Consider the following 25,431-nt stretch of genomic DNA (forward strand, 5'->3'; position numbering starts at 1 on the left):
ATTATACCCCTGCAGGGCTCGTGCTCACTTCCGACAAGGAATTCTTCTTGTCATCATACAGGTGCACCGCACAAGCGAGGCACGGATCAAATGAGTGAATGGTCCGGAGAATCTCCAGAGGTTGCTCAGGATCGTGGACAGGGGTCCCGACCAGTGACGCTTCATAAGCAGAACGCTGACCCTTGGAATCCCTCGGTGAGGCATTCCATGTGCTAGGAACGACCAGCTGATAATTCTCAATTACCTGGTCCTTAATTACCAGCCAATGCGCCAAGGCTCCGCGCGGAGCCTCTGAGGCCCCGACTCCCCTCGCCTCTTTCGGCCAGGTTTCCGGTTCCCATTTCTCATTGGTGAAGGTCCGTGAATCGCCGTTCCTGATATTGGCCAGCAACTGATCATAAAATTGCTTTGCCCAGCGTGCGATTAGACGGGTTTCCAGACCGCGGGCTGCTGTGCGTCCGAGGGTCGAGAACAAGATGGTTGCCGGGGCATCCAACTGCTTGAGGGCAGCCCCAACGACTTCCTTGTATTCATCAATTCCAGACGCATAACCAACCAACATCCGGGAAAGAGGACCCACTTCAACCGCATGACCCTTCCAGCGTGGTGTTTTCAGCCAGGAATACTTCTGGTCCACGTCCAAATGCTCGTAGGGCGGCTGCGGGCCGGAATACTTGAGCTTGGTCTCACCATCCCACGGGTGGAGACCGGAAGTGTCGCCATTCTTGTATTCATACCAGGAATTGGTCACTTCTTCCTGCACCCCGGTGGGATCCTTTGGATCCACCTCGTGAACTTCATTCAAGTTTCGTCCAAGGATGGCCCCTCGAGGGAACTTGAATCCGGAAACATCCGCAAATCCGTTCTGCGGCAAGTCACCGTAACAAAGGTAATTCTCCAGACCGCCTCCAATATTTGTCCAATCCAGATAATTCGGAGCAATCGCCATCAGGTCGGGAATGTAGACCTGCTCGACAAAGGTTGCGGCATCGGCCAGCAGTTTGCCAACCATGGCAAGGCGTTCCGCATTGATTGCATTGGCTTCCTCAATATTGACAGCACAGGGAACCCCACCGACAAGGTAGTTCGGGTGAGGATTCTTCCCGCCAAATATCGTGTGTACCTTCACAATCTCCTTCTGCCACTCGAGTGCTTCGAGGTAATGTGCCACACCGATCAAGTTAACTTCCGGAGGAAGCTTGTAGGCAGGATGTCCCCAATAGGCGTTCGCAAATATGCCCAGCTGGCCGCTCTCGACAAAAGTTGTCAGCCGTTTTTGGAGGTCACTGAAATAGCCGGGTGAGCTCTTGGGCCATGAAGAGAGCGACCGGGCAATTTCAGATGTTGCCTTGGGGTCTGCCTTCAGGGCACTCACTACGTCGACCCAGTCGAGGGCGTGCAGGTGGTAGAAGTGCACAACATGGTCCTGCATGTACTGCGCGCAAAACATCAGGTTGCGGATCAGTTCCGCGTTCGGCGGAATTTCAATTCCAAGGGCGTCCTCCACTGAGCGCACCGAGGCGAGTGCATGCACAGTCGTGCAGACTCCACAGACGCGCTCGGCAAAGGCCCAGGCGTCTCGCGGGTCACGGCCCTTCAGAATAATTTCCAGGCCGCGGACCATCGTGCCGGCACTCCAGGCATCTGTAATGATGCCATCCTTGACTTCCGCTTCAATGCGAAGGTGCCCTTCAATTCGTGTTACGGGATCAACTACAATTCGTGACATGATATTCTCCTAAGATTATGCGTTGGACTCTTCCTGCTCAGCTTCCGTCTCGGTCTCACCAGGTTGTTGGCCGATGGTCTTCCTTTTGCGGATGTTTGTCATCGTCGCGTGGGCGGCTATGCCGACTGCTGTTGCCACGCCAAGGCCCACGCCGATCTTGTCCGCCGTTGTCTCAATTCCAAAACCGGGGAACCCGGCCAATCTCTTGTAGAATGGACTCTGGTCCCAGAAGCCTTCCTCAGAACACCCAATACAGCCATGGCCGCTTTGTATCGGAAAACTTGTCCCATTGTTCCACCGGATGATTCCACAGGAATTGTAGGTTGTCGGCCCGCGACAGCCCATCTTGTAAAGGCAGTACCCGCGCTTGGCGTTTTCGTCATCAAAGGATTCCACGAACAGCCCGGCATCGTAATAGGGTCGACGGTAACAGGTGTCGTGCACCCGGCGTGAATAAAACGCCTTTGGCCTGCCCAATGCGTCCAGTTGCGGGATGCGCCCGAAGGCCAACAGGTGGACGACCGTCCCCGCCATCACTTCCGCAATCGGTGGACAGCCCTGAACGTTCACGATCGGTTTGTTCTTGATAAGGGACTTGATGGACCTTGCCCCGGTTGGATTGGGATTTGCCGATTGCACACAACCCGCACAGGCACAATTCCCCCATGCCACAATGGCTTTTGCTCCAGCTGCTGCTTCCTCGAGAATCTGCTGCGCGCTTTTCCCGCCGATACAACAGTAAACGCCGTCCTCTTCCATTGGAACGGAACCCTCCACCATCAGAATGTATTCCCCGTAGGATTCCTTCATCGTCTGCTCCTTGATGGCCTCAGCCTGATGCCCGGCTGCCGCCTGAAGGGTCTCCGTGTAATCGAGTGACACCTTGTCCAGAAGGATGTCCGCCACGATCGGATGCGAGGACCGGATAAAGGACTCGCTGCAACAGGTGCATTCCTGGAAGTGCAGCCAGATTATTGGAATGCGCTTGTTCTTTTCAAGCGCCCGCGCCACCTGCGCCACACCTGAAGATTCTAGCCCCATGTAGGCCGCCATCCATGTGCAGAATTTTATGAAATCTCGACGGGTCACTCCTCGGGCGCGCATTTCCTCCCAGAGGGTTTGGTCAGTCTTCGGGGTTGGAGTATCTATCATCATCTGGTGACCTTTCTTTTAGAGAACGTTGCCCCGGCACTCTCTCCGGTATTCGGAATCGTTTCGGGACGCGAATTGCTGCGAGGGCCACAGTCTGTGAAATCCAGACCACTTTTTCAACGAATTTCCACGGGAATTTTGTGCTTATTTAGGGTAATATTTTAACAGTTATGCATGTATTAAAGTGTTGATTTTATGATCGCCCGGGAGCGTTGGGGGGATATCGTAAGATTCTGGACGATGCATGAACTGGGAATAGCCGAATCCGCTCTCAAGGCGGCCATTGTGGAGATGGAAAAGCAGAAAGCCATCCGGATCCTCTCCCTCACCCTGCGCATTGGAGAACTTGCTGCGGTTGATCCGCAGGCGATGGAATTCGCCTTTAAAACTGTCACATTGGGGACTCCGGCCGAAGGGGCCACGCTTGAGATTGACCACGTTGCGCCGATTGCCTGGTGCAGGGACTGTAGTGAATCATTCAGCACGGACTCCATTGCTTTTTTCAAATGCCCGCGCTGTGGAAACTACTCGGGTGAACTAAAACAGGGTCGGGAGATTGAACTTGCCCGGCTTGAACTTGATTCATAAAAAAAAGAGATGCATCACCTTCATCACGATTTCACGACACCTCGCGACCATGAGAAACCGGCCCGCGTCAATCCCGGAGAAGTGGGCACCGTGGATGTGCGTCCGGACGATCCGGTTGATCTCCCACCGCCGGGGGATTTCCGGAAGCAAACAGGCCGTAGCATCGAGGTAAACATCCCCCTGCTTGCGGAAAACAACCGCCTTGCTGCGGAGAACCGTGAACACTTCAAATCGCACGGGCTCAAGGTTATCAATCTCGTTTCCGGTCCTGGCGCCGGCAAGACGACTCTCCTTGCCCGTACCTTGAAGGAGTTGGCAAACAGCATTTCCTGCGGGGTGCTGGTCGGGGACCTTGAAACCGACAGCGATGCCCAGCGCTTACGCCACGATGCGGTTCCGGTGGCCCAATTGACGACAGGGAGCGCCTGTCACCTTGATGCCCACATGATTGCACATGGCTTCGAAGCCCTGCACATGCACAATCCCCAGCTGCTTTTTATTGAGAATGTGGGGAATCTCGTTTGCCCGGCCGAATTTGATCTGGGAGAAACCGTGCGCGTTGCGCTCTTTGCCTGTACTGACGGGGAGGACAAGCCCCTGAAGTATCCCCCCATTTACAGGAGTTCCCATTTGGTCCTCATGACCAAGGCTGACATTGCGGAAGCGTGTGGATTCGACCGGAAGCAGGCTCGGGAAAACCTGAAGAAGGTCTGTCCGAAGGCCGAGGTTATTGAGTTGTCTTCGAAGACGGGTGACGGCTTTGAACAGTGGTTGGAATTCATACGCGGAATTCTCTGAATTCCCCAGGGAATGGATACCAAGCTCCCAGGGAAAGAATTCCATGAGGTCCTGATATATATCCGCGGAACAGTACAGGGCGTGGGCTTCAGGCCATTCATAGCGAGACTGGCCGATCGCTATTCAATTTCCGGCTGGGTCCGCAACGATGGCAGGGGTGTTACCATCGGTGCCCGCCAAACCAAGGAGAACATACGCTTATTCACAGACGCCCTCCTGACTGAATTGCCGGGTCCGGCCAGGATAGATGACTGGCGTGTTGAAAATCCTGATACAGGATCAATTGACCCCACCAACGCGGAATTCAAAATCCTTGAAAGCCCCTTGTCCGGGGAAAGTCCGATTGTCCCGGTGACTCCGGATCTGGCAATCTGTCCTGACTGCCGCAGCGAACTGATGGATCCCGACAATCGGCGGTACCACTACCCATTCATCAACTGCACAAACTGCGGGCCCCGTTATTCCATTGTCGAATCTCTTCCGTACGACCGGGAGCGAACCACCATGTCTGCTTTCACGATGTGCCCCTCCTGCATGGAGGAATACAGCAATCCACTTGACCGCCGTTTCCACGCACAGCCCAACGCCTGTCCGGATTGCGGGCCACAACTGTCTTTGGTTGGAATGGATGGGGGCCTGCTTGCCGGGCAGGAAGGAGCTGTGGATCAGGCATGCGACGCCCTGCGCTTGAAGGCAATTGTCGCGGTCAAGGGCCTCGGTGGATTTCACCTCTTCGCTGATGCCTCCTGCGCGGAAACAATCCAGCTTCTGCGAAGGCGCAAGCACCGTGATCAAAAGCCGTTTGCCGTCATGTTCCCGGACATTGAAAGCCTCCGCTCACATTGCCATGTCACAACGGCGGAGGAAGCCTTGCTGAATTCCCCGGCTGCGCCCATTGTCCTGGTGAGGCAGCGGACTGATTCAAAAGTGGCCGTGGAAGTTGCACCGGGTAACCCATGGATTGGGGCAATATTACCATACACTCCTTTGCACATCCTTCTGATGAGCAAATTCGCAGGTCCGCTGGTCGCTACTTCGGCAAACCTTTCCGAAGAACCGCTTTGTTCAGATAATGCAGAAGCGATCAAGCGTCTTGCGGGAATTGCCGACATGGTTCTACAACACGATCGTCCGATTGCCCGTGCCGTGGACGACTCGGTCCTGCGGATCAGTTCCCATGGATCGATAGTTCTACGGCGATCCCGTGGATACGCTCCAACTCCATTACGCTTGCCTGAAAACATCGGTTGCACTGGTGCGCAACTGTCGGTCGGTGCGCACTTGAAGAACACCATCGCCATCGCGATGGAGAAACAAGTCGTTGTGAGTCCACACATTGGCGATTTGTCGAATAACAAATCCGTAAAGGCCTTTGAGAGAACAATTGACTTGCTCAGCCGACTTTATGGAGGAACGGCTGACAAAGTGGTCTGTGATCTTCATCCGGATTACATGTCAACCCAGTTTGCCGAGTCGCTTGGTATTCCGATTGTACGTGTCCAGCATCATCTGGCCCATATTTTTTCCTGTCTTCTGGAGCATGGCGGGGGACCGGAAAAGGTCCTCGGGGTCGTCTGGGATGGCACAGGATACGGCGAAGACAAAACAATCTGGGGTGGAGAGTTCATAATCGTAGATAAAGGGAATGGCACCGCACGCAGAGTCGCCCATTTGAAACCTTTTCCACTTCCAGGCGGCGAAGCAGCTGTTCGCCAGACCGGGCGCAGTGCCGTGGGATTGCTTTATGCCGCCAATTTCCTTGGCGATCACCCAATGCGTGAACTTGTTTCAAGGGCCCTTGGAGAAGAAGCATCCAACCTCCCACTTTTGGTCAAGGCACTCGAGAAAAACCTGAATGCTCCAGTTACAACAAGCGCAGGACGGCTCTTTGACGCGGCGGCAGCTTTGCTCGGACTCAGCGACAGGAACACGTTCGAAGGACAGGCTGGAATGGCCATGGAATTTGCCGCTGCAAAGAGCACCTCCAGTCCAAGCCCTCTGCCATGGAGGGTGGATGACTCACATCATCAAGCGGGAGCCCTCGAGGTAGACTGGGCCCCAATGATCCTGAACCTCTGCACTCAGTTTGTTTCCGGCAACGATCCAAATCAACTTGCCATGGATTTCCACAAGACTCTTGCATCAATGATCCTTGATGTGGCCCAGCGCATCGGGGTCGAAAGCGTTGTCTTGAGCGGCGGATGTTTCCAAAACGCCATCTTGAGCGATTTTACAACCGACTTGCTGAAGGATTCAAATTTCAAAGTCCTTCTCCATCATCAATTGTCACCGAACGACAACTCCATTTCCGCTGGTCAAGCCCTCGCGGCCCTGACCGATATAACCCGGGTCAAAAGTTGATAATTGCCATCCCTCATTGAATCACATAAGTAACTCATCACCTTATTTAACCCCTATCCCCCTCCCCCCATGTGCCTTGCTGTTCCAGGAAAAATCGTAGAAGTCATCGGTGACGATCCAATCTTCCGCTCAGGAAGAGTCAGTTTTGGCGGTATTATCAAGCAGGTCAGTCTCGCTTGCGTCCCGGATGCCGTGGTTGATGATTATGTACTGGTGCACGTGGGGATGGCGCTCTCCAAAGTAGATGAAGAAGAAGCCAAGGAGGTCTTTTCCTACCTTGACCAGATGGGGGAGCTGGAAGAGTTGAACCCCGAGGAGATGGATAATCCGGGCTCATGAAATTCGTCGACGAGTACAGGGATGCAGGGGCCGTCAAAAAGCTCGCTGAAGCCATCCACAAGTCCACGCACAATCCCTGGACAATCATGGAAATCTGCGGAGGTCAGACGCACAGCATTGTCAAATTCGGGATTGATCAACTTCTGCCGGAACAAATCCGGCTGGTCCACGGTCCCGGTTGCCCGGTTTGTGTGACCCCGGTCGCCCTGATTGATGCGGCCATTCATCTTGCCCGGCAGTCAGGCACAAGCCTCTTTTCATTTGGAGATATGCTAAGAGTTCCCGGGAGCGATGTTGATTTGCTTACGGTAAAGGCCGAGGGAGCCGATGTGCGCCTCGTGTACTCGCCTTTGGATGCTGTCGCTTTTGCGGCCCAGAACCCCGACCGGGAAGTCGTTTTCTTCGCGGTTGGATTTGAAACAACCGCACCAGCCAATGCCATGGCAGCCTTGCAGGCAAAGAACCTTGGCCTTGAGAACTTTTCCCTCCTCGTATCACACGTGACAGTTCCCCCGGCAATTGAAGCCATTCTATCATCCCCTGATAACGAAGTTCAGGGCTTTCTTGCTGCCGGGCATGTTTGCACAGTCATGGGAACAACCGAATACCCGGACCTGGCCTCCAAGTTCGAGGTGCCAATTGTCGTAACGGGTTTTGAACCAGTTGATATTCTAAAGGGAATCCTTCGCTGCGTCCAGTTGTTGGAAGCAGGAGAATATGTAGTGGATAATGCATACAAACGTGCTGTACAGGAGGCGGGTAATGCCAAGGCGCTGCAACTCATGCGGGAAGTCTTTAAACCAGTTGACCGGGATTGGCGGGGAATTGGAACCATTCCGAAGAGCGGATTGGCCCTGCGAGAGGAAATGGCACAATTCGATGCCGCGAAGCGTTTTATCCTCCCGGAAAACCCGGTAAAGGAATCCCCGGAGTGTATCAGTGGACTCATCATGCGGGGCGCAAAAAAACCGCATGAGTGCCCCGCCTTCGGCAAGAATTGCACCCCGGACCGGCCCCTCGGCGCCCCAATGGTATCAAACGAAGGAGCCTGCGCCGCCTATTATCGTTATCGTCTGCGTGAAAGCGTGAGCCAGTAGATCAGCAAATCCGCGGCAACTGCTCACCACTGGGACGATCAAGAATCCGTTCGACCCCAATCAGGCTTTTCAAGAGAACCGTCCCGCGGTCGTTGGGACCAACTGTCCCAATGATTGAGGCACTGTTTCCACCGGGCGCGTGGGCCTTCAGGATTGCCAGGGCTTTCTCGGCTTCGGCCCCCGGAAGGATGACCGCAAATCGTCCTTCATTGGCGACGTGCAAAGCATCGAGTCCCAGCAGTTCACACGCGCCAAGAACTGCCTCATCCACGCTGATCGATGCTTCGTCCAGAAGAAACTCATGGCCGGATGCAGTGGAAATTTCGTGCATGGCAGCGGCCAGGCCTCCACGGGTCAAATCCCGCAGGCAATGCAGGTCTAATTGTGCCTCAATGAGGGCCTCGACCGCCGGCCACAAGTGGGCGGAATCACTCTCGATGGTCGTTTCAAACTCAAGCCCTTCCCGATGGGCCATAATGGCCATGCCGTGACGGCCGATATCACCACTTAATAGAATGGCATCGCCTTCACGAACTGTGGCTGGACCAATCGGTTTTGAAGCTTGCATCTCACCAATCCCGGCGGTGTTGATATAAATCGAATCCCCTTTGCCCCGCTCGACAACCTTGGTGTCGCCCGTGACAATCTGGATTCCCACTTCATCTGCAGCGTGCCGCATCGAAGCGACAATCTCCCTGAGCTGAGCGATGGGAAGACCTTCCTCCAGAATGAACCCGGCACTCATCCAACGCGGCTTCGCCCCGCACATGGCAAGGTCGTTGGCAGTCCCGTGAATAGCCAGACTCCCGATATTGCCTCCGGGAAACTCAATCGGGCGCACAACATGGGAATCTGTCGAAAAAGCAAGGGATCCGGACGGCGAGGCAATCACTGCCCCATCGTGGGCGGCCTTCAGTGCAGGATTGGAAAACGCCGGAATAAAGAGCGTATCAATCAATTGCTGGCTCAGACGCCCTCCCCCGCCGTGTCCGATTTGGATCTCCTTGGGAGATCCCAGAGGAAGCGGACACTCAAAGGAGGTGACATTTCTGGGAGTGGATTCCTCGTTCGGCATGCGACACTATATAAAAGGGTTCAGGCCGGCCTAATCGAGCAAAAAGCCTTCCTTCTGAACCGGCGCTGAAGCGCCGACTCAAGGTGCCGCTGGAGCGCCGACTCATGGTGCTGCAAGGGCGTCGACTCATTGTCCCGCTGGGGCGTTGACTCATTGTTATGTCAGGGCGCTGAATGCCGGACGTTTGTATCCGGCGGTTAGCCCCTTTGGCGAGAGCACCCACTGCCACAATTGCACATGGCGTGCACGGAAGGCGCCAGCACAGGAGAGCAGGTAATAGCGCCACATGCGATAAAAGCGGTCATCGTACATGTGGGACCCCCGCCGGATTTCCGGCCAGGCCTTGCGGAATCTGGCCTCCCATTCCATGAGGGTCCGGTCGTAGTTCACCCCGAAATTGTGCAAATCCTCCATGACAAACTTTTCCTCAATACTTCGGCCGATTTGGGCAATCGAAGGAATATGTCCGTTAGGAAAGATATGACGGGTGAGCCATGTATAGGAGTTCCCATAGCTCTGATTGGATCCAATTGTGTGCAGAAGAAATAGTCCCTCTGGATCAAGGTTGCGCCGGGCCACATCCATGAAAGTCCGGTAGTTCTTTGGACCGACATGCTCGAACATGCCGATCGAGACAATCCTGTCGAAGCACCCGATGAGGGAACGATAATCCTCAAGGCGAATCTCCACTGGAAGATCCGCACAAGCCTCGCGGGCAACAGCTACTTGCTGGCGCGAAACCGTCACCCCAACCACTTCAGCCTGGTAATTTTCCGCCGCGTATTTGCAGAAACTTCCCCATCCGCATCCAATATCGAGGACTTTCATTCCCGGTTGAAGTTGGATCTTGCGGCAAATCAACTCCAGCTTGTCACGCTGGGCATCCTCAAGGGTAGCCGCACCACCGTCCCAGTATCCGCATGAGTACACCATGCTCTCCCCGAGCATTCTCCGATAGAGCCCGTTCCCGATATCGTAGTGGCGCTCGCCAACTTGAAAGGCGCGTGAAAGGCGCTGCAAATTGAAGATTTGGCAGACCAGGCTACCCCAGAGTTGATGGAGAAAATGTCCCCGCGCCACAGTGCGACTGTGCCTCAAAAGCCGGTTGACCAGCTCGTCAACTGCCTTTGATGTCCACCAGCCATCCACATAAGCATCACCAAACCCAATCCCCCTGGTCAGCGCCACGCGTCGCCAGAAGCGCTCATCGAGCACCTGTATATCCCACGGCTGGTCCCCGTTAACCTCGATTCCAGCACCGTTGAGCACATCCAAAAGTTGCTGCTTCACAACATGACTTGTATAGCGAAATTTTCGCCGTATGTAAAGTCCCGCCTCAGAAACTCACCCCTTCACTGCACCGCCGGTCAAACCGGTTATAAATTCCTTTTGCAGCAGGAGAAAGATCACCATCACCGGGGCAATGGAAACGATTGTACCGGCCGAAATCATGCCGTAATCCGTGCTGTAGATACCCCGTAGTTGGGCGATCGCTACAGACAATGGAAATTTCGACTCATCCTGCAGGATGACTTGGGGACCGATGAAGTTGTTCCATGTTCCAAGAAAAGTGATCAGTAGAAAGGCACCGATCATTGGACGAACAATGGGAATGACAATTGAGAAAAAGATGCGGAACTCTCCGCACCCATCAATTCGGGCTGCTTCCAGCATGTCTATTGGAACTGCGTTCAGCATGGCCTGACGAAAGAGGAATATCCCAAATGCGGGACCCATGGCGGGAAGGATCAGGCCGGTATAGGTGTTGAGCAGGTCCAAATGATAAAGGAGGTCATAAATTGGGGCGATCAACAGTGGACCGGGAATAATGATCGCGGCAAGAACCAGTGCGGTAATTAGCCATCTTCCCTTAAAGCGGAACTTGGCCAAGGCATATCCACCGAGGGCCGCAACAAAAGTCGCCAGTGCACTTGTCACTGAGGCGAGGAATATTGAATTCATGACGTAGTTGCCAAATTCCAATTCGCTGAAAAGTTTCCAGTAGTGGGCAAGGGTTAACCGGTCCCATGCCACGCCGAAGAGGCCTTCTCCAAGAGGAAGAAACAAGTGCCCGAAAAAATCCTCATTGGTCTTGAACGAACCAACAAGCAACCAGGTGATTGGAATCAGCGTGAGGATTCCAAAGGTAATCAATGCCCCGTAGGTCAGAATTAAGCCGAATCGGCGGAAGTCTGAAGACTTGATCGCGGGGTTGGTGGCCAATCTGTCCATCTTATATTCCCTCCGTTCGACTTAAACGTCTTTGGATGATCGCCAGTCCGATGAGGATGATGGCCAATATCCAGCCAATGGCGCTGGCGTAGCCCAGATCGCCCGTCTCAAAACCAGTCTGGTAGAGATACATGACGATGGTTAACCCTTTGTTCTCCACACCAGCCGAATTATTGAGCAGCAGGTAAGGCAACTCGAACAATTGAAAACTTCCAATAATTGACAGCAAGACAACAAACCCCGCAACCGGCCTGATAGCGGGCAGAGTGACATGTATGAAGCGATCCCATGGCCCTGCCCCGTCAATCTTGGAGGCCTCCTCAAGGTCCTTGTCGACATTCTGCAAGGCGGCCAGGAAATAAATCATATTGAAGCCAGTCCACATCCACAGGGAAGCCAGTATCAAGGAAACCATTACATATTCCTGTAACCATGGAAAATCCAGGTTAAACCCTATCAGCCGATTCAGAACAATATTCAGAAGCCCAGTCCGCTTGCCGAAAATGATGCCAAACATGACTCCGACAAAGACCGCCCCGACAAGCGAGGGAGAGAAGAAGATCAACCGGAAAAATGCCCGGCCCCGGATATCAGGCCGGTTTAGAAAGAGGGCCAATCCGAGGGACAGGGGCATCTGCACAAGCACCGAGGCCCCCGAAAAGATGGCCGTGTTCATAAGTGCCTTAAAAAAGAGCGGATCCTGCAGAAGCTGGCTGAAATTATGAAAGTAGACAAAGGTCTTGTGCTGGGGCCCGAAGGTTTGCTCCAACGATAAAATAACCGATTGAAGAAGGGGATAGACCAGAAAGACCGCGAAAACGACAAGGAATGGAGCTAAAAAGGCAAAAGGCGTCCAAAGGGGGTATGGGCTGAAAGGACGTTTCATCTCATTCAGCTCCTTCCACCGAGGTTAGAAAGACACTCCTGTTCATCTGGAGCTCAACATTCTGCTGGGCGGTACGAAGCAACTCAGTTGCCTCTTCCATCAATTGTTCAGGATCATCGATCTGTCTTTCGTTCGCGTACCGGATCAGGATTGACAGTGCATTTCCCACCTCACGTAAGACAAGCGGTTGAAACGGGGATGAACTCCTTACTGGGACGTTCTCTGCCTGGTCGATAAAAAGGCGCCCCTTGCGCTGATTGGAGTAATAGGCGTTGGGTTCCTCAAAGACTGGATCATCCCACAACTCCTTGACCGGTGTGAGCACCCCCACCTTTCGCCAGACTTGGACGGCCAGCTCCCTCGACAAGTACAGCCGCTTGGCAAATTCCCAGTTCTTGTCAAAATTCCCAGCTGACTTCGGAAAACCGAGCATGGTTCCTCCCCAACAGGAAGTTCGCCTCCCTCCGGGTTTCCATGCCGGCAAGGGCATCAGCTTGAGCTTCCCGGCGAGTGAAGGAATATATTGCTCCATCTGGATGGAACGCCAATCGGGAACAATCCATGAAAGGACAAACCCCTCCGAGCGTAAACGATTACCGGCGCCAGTGTATAAATCACAATCACCCGTCAATTTGTTGGGGCTGGATGCCCAATTGCCCAGCTTTGCCAGGACTCCGATATTGGCCAGGTTGTCGAGGATTGGCCGCCCGTTCTCGTCAAAAAAACCGGGCCCGGCCTGTAGCATTAAAGCAGTTATGACGCTCCCCTCAGTCTCCTGCAACTCAAAGGGATACTGATCCATCGAGCCATCTCCGTCAAAATCCTTTGCCAAGATCGCGGTGGCCTCGAAGAACTTGTCCCAGGTATCCAGCTCATTCACATCAATACCGGCCTCCTCGAAGATATCGGCCCGGTAACAGAGCAATATGGGATGTACATCAGCCGGAAGGCCAAAAATCTTTCCCCGGTTGGTAAAGGGTGAAAAGGAGGGGCGGTTAATGCGCTCGAGCAGACCGTCCTTGCGAAGACGCTCCGTCAAGTCGACAAAGCCCACCGCTTCGAGGGGACCTCTCCATGTTGCTGATGACATCGTCCGCTCAACCTCGACAATATCCGCCAGTGGAGTACCGGAGAAAAAACCGGATTGCAGACGGCGTTGAAGAGCTGAAAATTCGACCAACTCAACCCGCATGTCGTCCTCTCCTTCCAAACCCATACCAGCGATTATCTCCTGATAGATTTCGGGCCTCTCTCGGACAAAGGTCCACATGACTCGTCCTTCAGTATCCTTTTGTGGACGGAAAAGAACATAAACTGATGAAACACCGGCAAGGACAAGAATCACCAGAAGGCCAATTGGGATCTGTTCACGAAGTCGTTCCAGAAGTAGCCGGGGCATACACTATGAAAATTTATTGGGCCGCCATGGGTCAATTACAAAGGAAACCCTTGCATCTTCAGCAGAGGAATATCCCTTTTCTGCTCGCATTATTTGTCTTCCTAATGGGACAGCTTTGTGACAATTTATTACAATGCGGGCACGGGAAGCAGGATTGCAATTGATAGCGTCTTTCATCCGTTTGGTATGCGGTGTACGCCCCCTGACCGGTAACAGCTTACCACCGGGGCCCAAGGTCTTTTACGCCAATCATACTTCCCATTTGGATTTCACCTTGATATGGGCAGTCCTCCCACAGGCCGAACGCCTGATTACCCGCCCCGTCGCGGGTAAGGATTACTGGATCCGTAACAAGGTCACCCGCTTTGTCGGATGTGACATTTTTAATGCCCTCCTGATCGAGCGAAAGCATATCACCCGGGCCAACAACCCGATTGAGCAAATGCACCGAGTGCTTGAATCCGGATTGTCCTTGATCGTTTTTCCTGAGGGAACGCGGGGAACAGAGCCAGTCCCTGCAGCATTCCGGAGCGGACTGTATCACCTGTCCATGGCTTGTCCTGATATCCCCATGATTCCGGTTTACCTTGAAAACTTGAATCGGATGTTACCGAAAGGAACCATCCTTCCGATTCCCCTGATCAGCCGAATCACGGTGGGCTCACCGCTTCCATTCAAGGCGGATCATGGCCAGCGGGATGAATTCCTCACAGAGGCCCGGCAAGCCTTGATTGATCTCCCTGAATTAGAATCCCATGAATGATCCCGGCATACATTATCTCGTCGGAGGTGTCCTGATATTCCTGACACTGGCCTCCTTGATTACTGCTCTCCTCTGGAGGCTGTCCCCTGCTCCAAAGGAAAAGCCAGTCCTGCAAAACCTCGCCTCGAGGATTCGCGCCTGGTGGGTGATGGTTATTGTCTTTGCCATTGCCATCCTCATTGAGCCGATGGGAACAATCCTCCTCTTCGCCTTTATCTCCTTTCTTGCCCTTAGGGAATTCATCACCCTGACCCCCACCCGCGCGGCCGACTACAAAGCGCTCGCTCCCGCCTTCTTTTTGGTCATCCCGGTAAATTACCTTCTCATCTGGATTGAATGGTACGGGTTCTATGTGATCTTCATTCCGGTCTGGGTCCTCGCCTTTATTCCTCTTCTTTCGGCAATCGGAAACGATTTGGATGACTTCCTCGAGCGGTCATCCGAAATCCAATGGGGCATCCTGGTCTGCATTTACTTCCTCAGCCATGTGCCCGCCTTACTCATCCTTGACTTCCCCGGATATGCCGGATCGACGAGCAAGCTACTCCTATTCTTCGTCATCATCGTGCAGGCAAGCGACGTCCTCCAGTACATCTGGGGAAAGTCCCTCGGGAAGCACGCCATTGTCCCTAAACTCTCTCCATCCAAGACTTGGGAAGGCTTTATAGGTGGTGTCGGCTCCGCAACCCTACTCGGCACCCTCCTCTGGTGGGCCACACCGTTTGAGTGGTGGCAGGCCAGCATTCTCTCTTTCACTATCTGCCTTTTCGGTTTCTGGGGTGGCCTGATCATGTCCGCCATCAAGCGTGATCGTGGCATCAAGGATTATGGCGGCATCCTTGGCGGACATGGAGGCATCCTCGACCGGGTCGATTCGCTTTGTTTCTCAGCACCGATTTTCTTTCACCTCGTCCGGTTCTACTTTACCTGATTCCAATCATGAAAGTTCCCACGGTTTACCAACTTAAACCCGCCTTTCAAAATTTCCTCCGGCCCATTTGTTCAAGCTTGGTGGGGCGTGGTGTAACCGCCAACCAGGTCACGGTCTTTGCGATGGTCCTCTCCATCCTGCAAGGCATCTGGATCTATTTCCAGCCAACGAGTCCGGCCGCCCTCCTTTGCCTGCCGCTTGTCCTTTTCATCCGCATGGCCCTCAACGCCATCGATGGCATCATGGCACGCGAGTTTGACCAGAAATCCAAACTGGGCGGGATCCTCAATGAGCTCGGCGATGTCGTCAGTGATGTCGCCCTCTACCTGCCCTTTGCCATGCATCCCGCCTTCTCGCCCGAGCTGGTGGTCGTCTTTATCCTCCTCGCCATCCTGACCGAGTTTACCGGTGTCGTGGCCGTGGCAGTCGGCTCAACTCGCCGTTACGACGGTCCCATGGGGAAAAGCGACAGGGCTTTGCTATTCGGGGTGATCGGCTTTGCCGCCGCAGTCGGTGTTCCTCTCGAGGCATGGATCAACTGGGCGCTGGGCGCCGCAATTGTGCTTTCCCTTCTGACAGTGGTTAATCGGACCCGTAAGGCCACGAATTAAGGGACTCAGCGAAGGCGGCGACGAACCAGAACCAGGCCCAGTGTTGCAAAACCCGCCAGCAACGCATAGATCGAGGGCTCGGGAACGAGTACTAAACTCATGTTGTCCGTTCTGGTGAAAAGCGTTCCGCTGTTGGCGCTGTCATCGTTTGCGCTATCCCAGACCATCACGAGGTCGCCCGTTCCGTCCCAGTCGAAGGTGACAGTTAAACCTGTTCCTTCATCAGCTTTTACAAAAGTGACATCGATGAGATTGGTTACTCCCCCTGTGCCGATTGAAGTATGCGTCAGCTCAGCACCTGCTGCACTTAACAAATCGATTCCGTAGGTGTTGGTCTCGGGATTAGAGCCGTCGGCATCGCGCGTTCCATCCAGAAACTGAAGGTTCAGTTCGGCGGAATTAAACATCGATACTAGATCGAAGGTGAATTGGTAGTATTTGCTGACGTCACCTGTGGTGTCAATCACCCCGGGGTGATTAACAGCAGCGAAGGCTCGGACCAGGCCCCGGGTCTGGCTGCCGCCGCCCGACAGCAACTGAAGCACATTACTCGAACCCAAATCAAATATGCTCGCTGTTCCGGCACCAAGCCATGCATCATCACGGCCATTGTGCATATCGACAGGATTCGGTGCTGGGTCAAAAAATGTGTTAGGTGACTCAAAATCATTTTGCCAGATTGTAAGCTGGGCAGTAGCAACGTTAGCAGCAGCCAGAGCCGCCGAAAAAATGAGTAATTTCTTGTTCATAATCTCTTTAGGGTTTGGTATTTATAAAATGTTTGGGGTTGCCTGTTTGTTGGATCAGCCGATGTCGGATTATCAACTAACACTTTATAGATTTAAGGCAGACTTGGTTAGCAGATCCGTAACAAAGTGCTTTGTCAAACGTATCACATGACGTAATTTGGGAGTGTTTTACAGATAAACGCCTGAAAACGCCGTCTCCCGGTTTTTGTTGCCGACCCCGGGCTGTAGACCCGTACTAGGTTGCCATCCGAAGCTCTGAGCGCAGCGAGGAGCGAAGGATGGTGCGGGCGGAGAGAATCGAACTCTCACTTCAAGCTTGGGAAGCTCACGTACTGCCACTATACTACGCCCGCTTGAAAGAGGAGGAGCGAAAGGGAGGGAAACCAGCTTGGCAAGCCCGAAGTCGGGCTACTGCAGGGCGCCGGTATGGCAATCACTGCAAAGGAGGCCCTCGACATCTCCATCCGGGTGGGCAAATTCCAGTCCGACCGGATTGAGGGTGAGCAATTCATCCCCGGCACCTTGTGCAATGATGGTATGGCAGGAATTGCAACCGGTAGCGGCCATTGGTTCCTCGGTCTCCACATTGTAATGCTCTCCGCCGTGGCATCGGAAACAGCCAGGCCAGTTCTTGTGACCAATATTGTTCGGGTACTTGGACCAGTCAGCCTGCATGTAAGGGAAAAAGTTGGTATCGTAGATCTGGATGATTTCGGTAATTGTATCCTCCACTCCATCGACCTCTTCATATTCGCCCAACAATCCATCGCGAATCGCGGCATGTGCCTCCTCACGTGTTTCATAACCTGCAGATAGAAGGTCAACTGCGACGTATTTTAAATCGGAATAGCCTGTATCGAGCCGGCCAAGTGTGAATGCCCGGTCAATGGCATCATTCGGGCTCAGCATGACGTGGGCTGGCCGGTTATGGCAATCGATGCAATCCATGGTCCGGATCTCATGCTTAGCCAGTTCATCCATGTCATCAAATCCATCACGCATGAATACCGTATCCTCCTCATCTCCCTCGCGACTGAGGCGAACCCAGGGGACGTCCTGACGCTTCTCGTCCAAGGCAATGTATTCGACTTTGTTTGCCGGATCGGTGTGCCAATGGATTCCTTCCACGCGTCCCATACGGGAATCCCCTCCCCCGACCTTCATGATGAGTCGCGTTGTGAAGGGGGTGTTATCAGAATCAGCCATGTAGCGCTCGGCCATGCGATCGAGGTTGCCTGTAAAAACCTGCGGCCAATGGCACTTCTCGCATGTGTCCTGCGCCGGACGCAGACTTTCGATAGGAGTCGGAACCGGCCGTGGAAAGGTATCCGCAAGCGTTGCGTATACCTGATACAGTCCATCGAGCTTTGCCTTTACATACCAAGTTGCCCCAGAACCGATATGGCACTCCACACAAGCCACACGGGCGTGGGGAGACTGCTTGTAAGTGACATACTCCGGCTCCATGACCTTGTGACAAACTTCTCCGCAGAATTCATTGGATTCGGTCACGTGGTAAGTCCGGTAACTGCCAAGAGCTGTGAGGAAAAGAAAGATGCTCGCCCCGGCACCAAAAATGATAAACTTCCGCCGTTCGACGGGATTTCCAAAGTCCAGGGAAAAGGCAAGGAATGAGGACGTGTGGCCCGTCTTCTTCAGGTACCACTTGTCAAAAAGCCACCCCGCGAGGATCAGGAATAACCCGATGACCAGAAAGGCCGGGGCGACAATGAATGTCAGAATGCCCAGATACGGACTCCCCTCGGGAGTGATCGTGTCCAGGGCGAACAACAGCAGGAAAGCAAACAGACTTCCCAGGGCAATAACGGCCCCGCTGGCTGAAATCCAGTTATTGAACTGCGAGAAGAGCGATCTCCGTCCTTTCGCAGGACGGGGATTGGGGGAATCCTGGGAGGTCATTGCTTTGGGGTAAGTAGGTTACTTCACCATGGCTCGCATGTAAGCGACCAAAGCGGTGATTTCGTCATCAGAAAGCTTTTTGCCGTAACCCTTCATCTTGGTGCCGTCGACTCCGTCCTTGGTCATGGTGAAAAGGTCTTCGTCAGAGAATTCAGCAAGGACCGCGGCATCCGTGTAGTCCTTGATCTCGAGCTTTTCACCAATCTTGGTGGCACCCGAGCCATCTTCAGCATGGCATTTCTTACAGTGGCGGTCCCAGTTGGCTTTTACTGGATCCGAATCATCACCGAGAAGATTCAAGTTCAAAAAGAATGCCGAAACGGCGATTAGAGTCAGTGCTTTCTTCATATTTAATTAGTCTTTCTATTTTTTGGGGGTTAGAATTTTAGCTGCAAACTGCCTTGGACCAGATGGGCGGTATAATTACGGAATTCGCCCGAAGATGGCTCGTCCCGCTTATAGTAGTTATAACCGATCCTTGCCCGCGTGAAATCATTGATATGAAACACAAGCTGGGCTGACCCATGGTGCTGTTCCAAATCAGAGCCGACCGGAACTGTCTTTGCAGATATATCCATGTAATTACTCATTTCGGTATATTGGTATCCGAGCTGAATATCAATAAGTTTCGAAAGAACATAATAGAGATTACAATCAACCTGCCAGTAATCGTTGGGTAGATTCACAACGATTCCGGAGAATGTGCCCTCCAGCTCGGCAGCACCTGATTCGGTCAGGTCCTCAACATAACTGTATGAAGCCGAGAGGAAGAACCGGGTATGGGGTGTCCAGGTAAGGGATTGGTTGAAGACAAGGCGCTCACGTTCAGAACTGTCGATAGCGGCATTCACGCGATCCTGACTCTCAATCGTGGTCTGCTGGACATCAATCCGGGTCACGCTCTTAAGTGATGAAAACGGACGGAAATAAATCCGTGCATTCACATCTTTGGTTTCCAGACTTTGCTCATCTATGTAACCGGGATAAAGGGTGTAGTCGGCAACAGGTTGTGTGATTCCGGCCCAGCCGTATCCGTTTTCACGAAGTTTCAGATAGCCTTCCAAGGACAGACGCAGGCCCGCTTTGGGATAGTAGTTCATCCCGACTTCCCAGAATGCCATCTGGCGATCGAAGCTGGTCATGCGACCCAGAAGATTAACCGGCGATCCGGAATCCGGAGTCAGCTCCTGACGATTCCAAGCCTCGTCGAGGTCACCGTCCTGGCTGGCCAGCTCAACGCGGCTGTAGAGAAGGATGTGTTCAAAGCCTGTGTAACGACCCTCGAGGAATGCGGAAAAATCAATGGCTGTCTTTTCCGACTCGACGGTTGTGGCAGCCTCCTCGACCTGAAAAGCACGGGCCTGCCAATCAACCGTACTGTAGGTGTCCAGATAGGAACTGAAAAGTTCGGTCGCCAATCGTTCCAGGCGAAGACCGGTGATCCAACGAACGGTTTCAGATGGAGTATAGACGAGATTCGCGTTAAACAAGTACTGCTGAAGTTTACGACTGCTATCGAGATCAAGAAATCCACGGTCCTCAAGTTGCAGGGCCGGGAAGTCGATATCGTAGGAAGCCTCCGGCGCTGCACCAAAAATTCGGCTGCCGGTGATTTCGCCGTCGAGGCGGGTGTACGAAAACCCGAGAGAACCCATCATTGTATCCGAAAGTTCAGTCCGGTTGTAGCCAGAAACTGAGAACAAATCATCTGTCGATTCCTCGCTTTGTGTGCTGAAGCGGTTGGCTGAGGCTTGCTGTGCGGCACGCTCGGTAACCCGGGACCGGTCGACCGTCCTGCGTTGATAATGCAGGCGCATGCCAGTCCTGTCGATTCCGTCTTCACGACTTACTTTTGCATCCACGGTATGAACCGTCTCACTGCCATCAATTAGGGCAGGAATGATATTGCGGGAACGGATCCCCGTAGCTTGGTATTGGAAATCATCACCAAAGCGCGTCGAAAGGCTCGATCCTTTGCGTTCGAAAAATGTGTAGGAAAGCTGGATACGCCCGGTGTCACTGGTATGCATGCGCAGCGTGAGCTTTAATTTGTTGATTTCCTTTTCCAGGGCTTCGGATGACAGAACGGCAAATGTGTTTCTCGGAGGATATAAAACCCCGCTGCCAAATTCATACTCCTTCCAACTGTAGAAATCCAAATCGATGAAGATGGATTCATCCCGGTTGATTTCCAAACGGATTGCAAAGTCGTCCGGATCAAACAGCAAACGACCGTCCAAATAGAAACGCCAGTCCCCGTCTTCGCCAGCTTGCAGATACAAACGCTCGATCCCGCCGGTTTCCCCGTCTTCAAGACCCGTATCATCACGCAGTTGCAGAGCGCTCTCATCGTCATCGATCGATACATCCCCATAACTGACAACGATCTCAGAGGTCAATGGTTCGGGCTCTTCGGTCTCGGAGGTGTAGAGCTGCACCGCCAACGACTGGGAAGTCATGAGCGAAGCGATGGCGATAAGCCCAAGCACGTTACGGCAGGGGCGGTCTGTTCTAAAAAGCGGCTTTTTCATCTCTAAAACCTCAGTGAACCGTTAACATGTGACCCATGAACTGCCTCGTGGCAGCCTGCCGTCCAGCAAGTTCCCTGCTGGATAAACCCGAAACCGGTATGATCCACACCGCCAATCATAAGCGCATTACTGCGCTGTTCAGTGAAGTGACACTGGAGACACAGGTTCGCGTTTCCAACCTTGAGCATCTTTGCGTTCACACTCCCGTGCGGATCATGACAGACGGTACAGCCGTCGCGACCTGCCTCGTGCTCAAAGACAAAAGGTCCCGACTGGGCCGGATGACATTCCGTACATGACGCCATTTCCGGCATAAGAATTCCATCAGCCATCAATTCAGCGTCACTGTCGCCATGGGGATCATGACAGTCTACGCAAGTCACCTGACCCCCGGCAACCGGATGGCTGTGCGGCAGGGCCAACTGACCCTGGACATCCATGTGACATTGCAGGCAGGTCTCCGCGTTTCGCCTTGGATTGTGAATCAGGTGACGCCCCTCGCCTTCCATCGAATGCAGGCTTCCGGGGCCATGGCAGGACTCACATCCCAGCTCGAGGCCGGTATCTTCATCCACCATCAGGCGCGCATGCGCTGTAGTGGAAAAGTTGTGGCCCACGTCTTCGTGGCAAAGCAGGCAGTCCTCAGACCCAACAAACTCCGCCCCGGCCGTTTGCGGCACCGTGAGTACTGTCCGGTTTATCGACTGGCAGGCCAGAAAACCAACCAGGATAGCACTCAGGGTGATCCACAAACGGGCTGTGGAGGGTATGTTCGCAAGGAGCTGTCTGCTTTTCATAAGACATTCAGGATGAGGTCAGGGGGGTTAATGTGCAAATCCTTATTTCGCCATGCTCCACTTTCCAGTGGCGAAGTTGTAGAATGTACGATCATCTGAATACTTTCCACCATAGTAGACCCATGTGCCATCGGCCGGGACATACATGATCGGATAGAGCTCAGGCGTTGTGTAGCGCCAGGTCTTGGTATTGAGATCGTAGATCCAGATGTTACCATCCTCACGGGCTTCAATCTTCAGGTAGCCATGCTCGTAGTGGTAGACCCATCCTTCCCACTGCGTGGGGGCGTAGAACTCAAACCACTGTGAGTAGAACCATTCACCACCGACCGGGATATTGACCCCGCTGAGGACGGCGTTGAACGGATCAGACAGGTCATTGATGGAAGCCTGGAGGATACCCGAGATATACTTGGGGTTATGCATCCCAAAACTGCCGTCTTCCTCGGCACACATGTAATTGAAGAGAGCCTTCTTCTCAGCATCCGAGTAATCGTATTTACCTGAATCACGTTCCACCTGGGGTGAGCCGTACGGCGGAAGCTTCAACGCCAGTGCCTCAAGAAGGTGATGAATTTCTTCCTGGATGGGACCAGCATGTCCGTCGTAATCAAAGTCAGCCGTGAAATCATCGAAACTCGTGACATTGCCGTGGCAATCCACGCAGGCACCGACCATGTCGACATCATCTGAATGGTTTTCTGGAGTACCATTGTCCCACACCATCTTGAAGGTGTGGTCACCAGCCATGTTGGCCGCATCACCAGAGACAGACTGCATGTGGCAACTGGCACAACTGTTTTCCAACGCATAGAGGTGACCGGAGGGCTTCGAGGGAACCTTTCCGTAATCGATAGCGTTCGTTCCATTGAACAGGTCACCGGCAACACCATAGTGCGGACCAAAGTGCCGGGAAACGTTACCCTGCACATACTCGACTGCGTTGCGGCGGCCCTTGTGGCAATTCATACATAGTTTGCCGGTTCCACCTTCTGTCACAACGTGTCCGTTATTCAATTCAATATCGGCCATGGTCCGGACCTGGTGTTCATTCTCAGCGCTATGCGGATCATGACAGGCCGCACAAGTGATCGCCTCGTAATCAGTGCTCTTTTCAGCAACACCGTCCATCTCCTCAATGAAACCGATTCCACTGTGACACTCGACACAGGATCCGCGGCCAGGGCCAGTCGGGTAGCGTGTGGCAACCGCATGACCTGAAAGGTCCCACTGGCGGTTACGATTGTGATAAGGTTCCTCGTCGTGACACTGCGCGCAGTCGCCTGAACTCAGGCTGACAGAAATTGTGCTTTTAATACCGTGGTGCTCACTGCCAGCTCCATGGCAATGCTCACATTGGATGTTGGCCATCGCCTGAAGCTCGTCCGGCATGCTCGCCCAGTTGCCCGGCTCAAGCACTTCCGGGAATGTCCAGCCAACCTGATTGGCAACATCAAAGAAGCTGCCATTCATGTCACCGGGGCCCTTGCCCAGAACATGGCAATCAATGCAGTTTTCGTTGTAGTGCGAGCTCTTCAGCCCGTCGATTGCCAGCTCGAACATCGAAGCGTGGCCAGTAGCCATATAATCGACAGCTTGACCCGGGTGGCAAAGCGCACATTGCGGGTAAGTCGGGGAGGAAAAGTCCATTGTGCCAACACCGACATAGAGGGCGCCGGTCACTTGGGCTTCGAGGGCGATCGGACCATCGGTGGTCGAGATAACGGCCTTTACCATGTAGACACCTTCCACATCCGGCACCAGAAGCGCCCGGCCGGCGACATCCAGAATTTCACGGTCACCCACCGAATAGATTGGCATTTCTCCGGGAAGCGGGGAATTCATAATTATGGCTGTTGAGGCCGTTGAAGGAGTTGATTCAAGGCTCCAGACTACTCCGCTGGTCACCGTGCCCTTCGGCACCTGTGCTTCCAGGTAAACTGGTTCACCAATCCCGACGGTCATGAGTCCGCCTGAAGAGATGGTTCCCTCAGGAAGGCCATAATCATGGATTTCCTGTGGGGTCAGGGGCCGTGCACCAATTTTCTGTGCTTCGGCAGTGGTGGTGCCTGCTAACAAAAACAAGGCGGCGATGACGGAAAGACAGGTCGCCTGCAGTTTAATGGTCTGGATCAGCTTATTCATGAGTTTTACCTTTTGGAGCTATTATAGGATTTAATTAAATGCATGTGCATTATAACCAAATCGAATAGCTTCGTAGCGAGCTTAGGTGCTCAGCTTTGGTATTTTTTTAACACTCAGCCCCTCACAGGGGAGCTCTTCCACTGAATCTAGAGAATATGTGTTTCCCGATATTTCGCGGGAGTCACATCCTTGTAACGGCGAAAAACCTTGGAAAAGTAGCTCTGGTCGCAGAATCCCGTCTCACTGGCAATTTGAGCCAAGCTGTGGGAGGAGCGGACAAGCAGGCTGCAGGCCCGCTCAATGCGGTACTGGTTAAGCAAATCGGTAAAGGTACGACCCTTTTTCTCCCGGATCAGGCGCGAGAAGTGGCTGGGGCTGATTCCGACTGCCTTGGCCACGGATTCTCGGGTTAATTCATCCCGAATGTGCTTTTCCAGGTATGTGGTTGCCTTCTCAATCAGGTGATCGTCCGGATCCTTGGACTTTTGTTTGGAAAGGAGGACGAAGCGCTTGAGGAAGCCTTCGAGGATAGCTTCGATCTGCTGGGACGTGCGGGCTTTGGAAATCGATTCAATCAGGGTACCCGCTTCGGAGGAACAGGCATAAGCGTCCATGCCTGCTCCAATAAACTGTTGACGTGCCTGGAAGACCAGATCGCCGACAAGGCCGCGTATCAGGTCCAGCGGCAGGTCGGCATTATTGCGAAACGCATCGCGAATCTTCTCAAAATGCTTTTCGGCCTCTTCAAACTCAGCATTTTTAAGACAGCGGATAAAGGGTGTACCGTATTCCCCAAGTTTCTCACTCAATTCATTGAACTGGTTCCTGAAAACAAAGCGGTGAACATCCTGAAAATTACTCTCATGGATATCGTGTGAATCTGACAACAATTGGTGTTCATGCATGAGTCGGTAAAGCTCGCGGCAGGCGGCCTTGAAGCGATTATTCTCCTGATGAAGGTCCTGTTCACCCCCAATAACAATGAGGCCACCACGGATGACGCCGTCGACACTGAAGGGCAGTCCCCAGAGGATATAGCCCTCATGGCAGGCATCCACACAGACTTTGCCGGTCCTCAAGGCCTCACTGACAATCCTTTCCCGGCATTCCCGACAAGTCCGCATACAGGGAAACTTGTCGCAATCGGGAAGCCCCATCTGGATGCTCCCGTTTACATCGGAAAGAACAAGATTATAGCCCGTTTTGGCCCGGTAAAGATTTTGCAGATAATGAAAAAATCCCGGGTTAAAAGTCCCGTTGAGCATGGGCTTCAGGTCCTCACTTGCGGAGGATTCCGGAGTAAAACTGGAAAAGCCCTTGCTCATAAA

General features: G+C 53.3%; 22 protein-coding genes and 1 tRNA gene. 8 read left to right on the forward strand and 15 right to left on the reverse strand.

Going from position 1 to position 25,431, the window contains the following annotated elements; all coding sequences use genetic code 11:
* Window position 1 precedes the first annotated feature (1 nt).
* Both G0Q06_RS11510 and G0Q06_RS11515 read right to left on the reverse strand, forming a co-directional pair.
* Window positions 2-1,732: a nickel-dependent hydrogenase large subunit gene (locus tag G0Q06_RS11510; RefSeq protein WP_163967365.1), complete on the reverse strand. Its 1,731-nt coding sequence runs from the start codon at window positions 1,730-1,732 to the stop codon at window positions 2-4.
* A gap of 12 nt (window positions 1,733-1,744) precedes the next feature.
* Window positions 1,745-2,884: a hydrogenase small subunit gene (locus tag G0Q06_RS11515; protein WP_238710765.1), complete on the reverse strand. Its 1,140-nt coding sequence runs from the start codon at window positions 2,882-2,884 to the stop codon at window positions 1,745-1,747.
* A 237-nt stretch (window positions 2,885-3,121) separates the two neighbouring features.
* Here G0Q06_RS11515 and hypA point away from each other — a divergent pair, with 237 nt between their 5' ends.
* The 5 genes from hypA (at window position 3,122) to hypD (ending at window position 8,064) form a co-directional block, all read left to right on the forward strand.
* The gene (gene hypA, locus G0Q06_RS11520) at window positions 3,122-3,469 is read left to right on the forward strand and encodes a hydrogenase maturation nickel metallochaperone HypA (RefSeq protein WP_163966075.1); all 348 of its coding nucleotides are present in this window, start codon (window positions 3,122-3,124) and stop codon (window positions 3,467-3,469) included.
* Between the two features lie 9 nt (window positions 3,470-3,478).
* Window positions 3,479-4,267 (forward strand): hydrogenase nickel incorporation protein HypB, encoded by a 789-nt coding sequence (gene hypB / locus G0Q06_RS11525; protein WP_163966077.1) that lies wholly within the window; start codon window positions 3,479-3,481, stop codon window positions 4,265-4,267.
* A gap of 12 nt (window positions 4,268-4,279) precedes the next feature.
* On the forward strand, window positions 4,280-6,628 hold the full coding sequence (hypF, locus tag G0Q06_RS11530; RefSeq protein WP_163966080.1) for a carbamoyltransferase HypF: 2,349 nt from the start codon (window positions 4,280-4,282) through the stop codon (window positions 6,626-6,628).
* Between the two features lie 69 nt (window positions 6,629-6,697).
* Complete coding sequence (locus tag G0Q06_RS11535; RefSeq protein ID WP_163966084.1) at window positions 6,698-6,967, forward strand: HypC/HybG/HupF family hydrogenase formation chaperone; 270 nt, start codon at window positions 6,698-6,700, stop codon at window positions 6,965-6,967.
* Window positions 6,964-8,064 (forward strand): hydrogenase formation protein HypD, encoded by a 1,101-nt coding sequence (gene hypD, locus G0Q06_RS11540; RefSeq protein WP_163966086.1) that lies wholly within the window; start codon window positions 6,964-6,966, stop codon window positions 8,062-8,064. The genes G0Q06_RS11535 and hypD overlap by 4 nt, the downstream gene beginning before the upstream one ends.
* A gap of 1 nt (window position 8,065) precedes the next feature.
* Here hypD and hypE read toward each other — a convergent pair whose 3' ends face one another.
* The 5 genes from hypE to G0Q06_RS11565 form a co-directional block, all read right to left on the reverse strand.
* Window positions 8,066-9,139, reverse strand: coding sequence for a hydrogenase expression/formation protein HypE (hypE, locus tag G0Q06_RS11545; RefSeq protein WP_163966089.1), 1,074 nt, complete (start codon window positions 9,137-9,139; stop codon window positions 8,066-8,068).
* Window positions 9,140-9,295: 156 nt separating this feature from the next.
* Window positions 9,296-10,462: a cyclopropane fatty acyl phospholipid synthase gene (gene cfa, locus G0Q06_RS11550; protein ID WP_163967369.1), complete on the reverse strand. Its 1,167-nt coding sequence runs from the start codon at window positions 10,460-10,462 to the stop codon at window positions 9,296-9,298.
* Between the two features lie 21 nt (window positions 10,463-10,483).
* Window positions 10,484-11,371, reverse strand: coding sequence for a carbohydrate ABC transporter permease (locus tag G0Q06_RS11555; RefSeq protein WP_163966093.1), 888 nt, complete (start codon window positions 11,369-11,371; stop codon window positions 10,484-10,486).
* A gap of 1 nt (window position 11,372) precedes the next feature.
* Window positions 11,373-12,257 (reverse strand): carbohydrate ABC transporter permease, encoded by an 885-nt coding sequence (locus G0Q06_RS11560; RefSeq protein WP_163966097.1) that lies wholly within the window; start codon window positions 12,255-12,257, stop codon window positions 11,373-11,375.
* A gap of 1 nt (window position 12,258) precedes the next feature.
* Complete coding sequence (locus tag G0Q06_RS11565; protein WP_163966100.1) at window positions 12,259-13,656, reverse strand: ABC transporter substrate-binding protein; 1,398 nt, start codon at window positions 13,654-13,656, stop codon at window positions 12,259-12,261.
* A 133-nt stretch (window positions 13,657-13,789) separates the two neighbouring features.
* Between G0Q06_RS11565 and G0Q06_RS11570 the strand changes: the two genes are divergently transcribed.
* From G0Q06_RS11570 to G0Q06_RS11580, 3 genes are read left to right on the forward strand one after another with little or no spacing between them, the layout of a single operon-like run.
* Window positions 13,790-14,419, forward strand: coding sequence for a lysophospholipid acyltransferase family protein (locus tag G0Q06_RS11570; protein ID WP_163966102.1), 630 nt, complete (start codon window positions 13,790-13,792; stop codon window positions 14,417-14,419).
* Window positions 14,412-15,350: a phosphatidate cytidylyltransferase gene (locus tag G0Q06_RS11575; protein ID WP_163966104.1), complete on the forward strand. Its 939-nt coding sequence runs from the start codon at window positions 14,412-14,414 to the stop codon at window positions 15,348-15,350. The genes G0Q06_RS11570 and G0Q06_RS11575 overlap by 8 nt, the downstream gene beginning before the upstream one ends.
* Window positions 15,351-15,358: 8 nt before the next feature.
* Window positions 15,359-15,961, forward strand: coding sequence for a CDP-alcohol phosphatidyltransferase family protein (locus tag G0Q06_RS11580; protein WP_163966107.1), 603 nt, complete (start codon window positions 15,359-15,361; stop codon window positions 15,959-15,961).
* Between the two features lie 5 nt (window positions 15,962-15,966).
* On the opposite strand, the gene G0Q06_RS11585 is transcribed toward G0Q06_RS11580, so the two are convergent.
* The 8 genes from G0Q06_RS11585 to G0Q06_RS11620 all read right to left on the reverse strand — a co-directional run bounded on the left by G0Q06_RS11585 (window position 15,967) and on the right by G0Q06_RS11620 (window position 25,428).
* Window positions 15,967-16,710, reverse strand: coding sequence for a PEP-CTERM sorting domain-containing protein (locus G0Q06_RS11585; protein WP_163966109.1), 744 nt, complete (start codon window positions 16,708-16,710; stop codon window positions 15,967-15,969).
* Between the two features lie 279 nt (window positions 16,711-16,989).
* Window positions 16,990-17,063: transfer RNA gene (locus G0Q06_RS11590), tRNA-Gly, on the reverse strand.
* Between the two features lie 55 nt (window positions 17,064-17,118).
* On the reverse strand, window positions 17,119-18,630 hold the full coding sequence (locus G0Q06_RS11595) for a cytochrome c3 family protein (protein WP_163966112.1): 1,512 nt from the start codon (window positions 18,628-18,630) through the stop codon (window positions 17,119-17,121).
* 18 nt (window positions 18,631-18,648) lie between these two features.
* On the reverse strand, window positions 18,649-18,978 hold the full coding sequence (locus tag G0Q06_RS11600) for a c-type cytochrome (protein ID WP_163966115.1): 330 nt from the start codon (window positions 18,976-18,978) through the stop codon (window positions 18,649-18,651).
* Between the two features lie 29 nt (window positions 18,979-19,007).
* On the reverse strand, window positions 19,008-21,161 hold the full coding sequence (locus G0Q06_RS11605) for a porin family protein (RefSeq protein WP_163966117.1): 2,154 nt from the start codon (window positions 21,159-21,161) through the stop codon (window positions 19,008-19,010).
* 2 nt (window positions 21,162-21,163) lie between these two features.
* Entirely contained in the window at window positions 21,164-21,958 is a 795-nt protein-coding gene (locus tag G0Q06_RS11610) for a cytochrome c3 family protein (RefSeq protein WP_238710767.1), read from the reverse strand.
* 42 nt (window positions 21,959-22,000) lie between these two features.
* Window positions 22,001-24,103, reverse strand: coding sequence for a cytochrome c3 family protein (locus G0Q06_RS11615; RefSeq protein ID WP_163966119.1), 2,103 nt, complete (start codon window positions 24,101-24,103; stop codon window positions 22,001-22,003).
* A gap of 146 nt (window positions 24,104-24,249) precedes the next feature.
* Window positions 24,250-25,428, reverse strand: a complete 1,179-nt coding sequence (locus G0Q06_RS11620; RefSeq protein WP_163966122.1) for a helix-turn-helix domain-containing protein — start codon at window positions 25,426-25,428, stop codon at window positions 24,250-24,252.
* Window positions 25,429-25,431: the final 3 nt, after the last annotated feature.

Source organism: Oceanipulchritudo coccoides (assembly GCF_010500615.1).
Lineage (GTDB): Bacteria > Verrucomicrobiota > Verrucomicrobiia > Opitutales > Oceanipulchritudinaceae > Oceanipulchritudo > Oceanipulchritudo coccoides.

Coding starts and splice junctions, on each gene's coding strand:
- G0Q06_RS11515 (WP_238710765.1), bottom strand. CDS start 2,884: ATGATGATAGATACTCCAACCCCGAAGACTGACCAAACCCTCTGGGAG.
- hypA (WP_163966075.1), top strand. CDS start 3,122: ATGCATGAACTGGGAATAGCCGAATCCGCTCTCAAGGCGGCCATTGTG.
- hypB (WP_163966077.1), top strand. CDS start 3,479: ATGCATCACCTTCATCACGATTTCACGACACCTCGCGACCATGAGAAA.
- hypF (WP_163966080.1), top strand. CDS start 4,280: ATGGATACCAAGCTCCCAGGGAAAGAATTCCATGAGGTCCTGATATAT.
- G0Q06_RS11535 (WP_163966084.1), top strand. CDS start 6,698: ATGTGCCTTGCTGTTCCAGGAAAAATCGTAGAAGTCATCGGTGACGAT.
- hypD (WP_163966086.1), top strand. CDS start 6,964: ATGAAATTCGTCGACGAGTACAGGGATGCAGGGGCCGTCAAAAAGCTC.
- hypE (WP_163966089.1), bottom strand. CDS start 9,139: ATGCCGAACGAGGAATCCACTCCCAGAAATGTCACCTCCTTTGAGTGT.
- G0Q06_RS11555 (WP_163966093.1), bottom strand. CDS start 11,371: ATGGACAGATTGGCCACCAACCCCGCGATCAAGTCTTCAGACTTCCGC.
- G0Q06_RS11560 (WP_163966097.1), bottom strand. CDS start 12,257: ATGAAACGTCCTTTCAGCCCATACCCCCTTTGGACGCCTTTTGCCTTT.
- G0Q06_RS11565 (WP_163966100.1), bottom strand. CDS start 13,656: ATGCCCCGGCTACTTCTGGAACGACTTCGTGAACAGATCCCAATTGGC.
- G0Q06_RS11570 (WP_163966102.1), top strand. CDS start 13,790: ATGCGGGCACGGGAAGCAGGATTGCAATTGATAGCGTCTTTCATCCGT.
- G0Q06_RS11575 (WP_163966104.1), top strand. CDS start 14,412: ATGAATGATCCCGGCATACATTATCTCGTCGGAGGTGTCCTGATATTC.
- G0Q06_RS11580 (WP_163966107.1), top strand. CDS start 15,359: ATGAAAGTTCCCACGGTTTACCAACTTAAACCCGCCTTTCAAAATTTC.
- G0Q06_RS11585 (WP_163966109.1), bottom strand. CDS start 16,710: ATGAACAAGAAATTACTCATTTTTTCGGCGGCTCTGGCTGCTGCTAAC.
- G0Q06_RS11595 (WP_163966112.1), bottom strand. CDS start 18,630: ATGACCTCCCAGGATTCCCCCAATCCCCGTCCTGCGAAAGGACGGAGA.
- G0Q06_RS11600 (WP_163966115.1), bottom strand. CDS start 18,978: ATGAAGAAAGCACTGACTCTAATCGCCGTTTCGGCATTCTTTTTGAAC.
- G0Q06_RS11605 (WP_163966117.1), bottom strand. CDS start 21,161: ATGAAAAAGCCGCTTTTTAGAACAGACCGCCCCTGCCGTAACGTGCTT.
- G0Q06_RS11610 (WP_238710767.1), bottom strand. CDS start 21,958: ATGAAAAGCAGACAGCTCCTTGCGAACATACCCTCCACAGCCCGTTTG.
- G0Q06_RS11615 (WP_163966119.1), bottom strand. CDS start 24,103: ATGAATAAGCTGATCCAGACCATTAAACTGCAGGCGACCTGTCTTTCC.
- G0Q06_RS11620 (WP_163966122.1), bottom strand. CDS start 25,428: ATGAGCAAGGGCTTTTCCAGTTTTACTCCGGAATCCTCCGCAAGTGAG.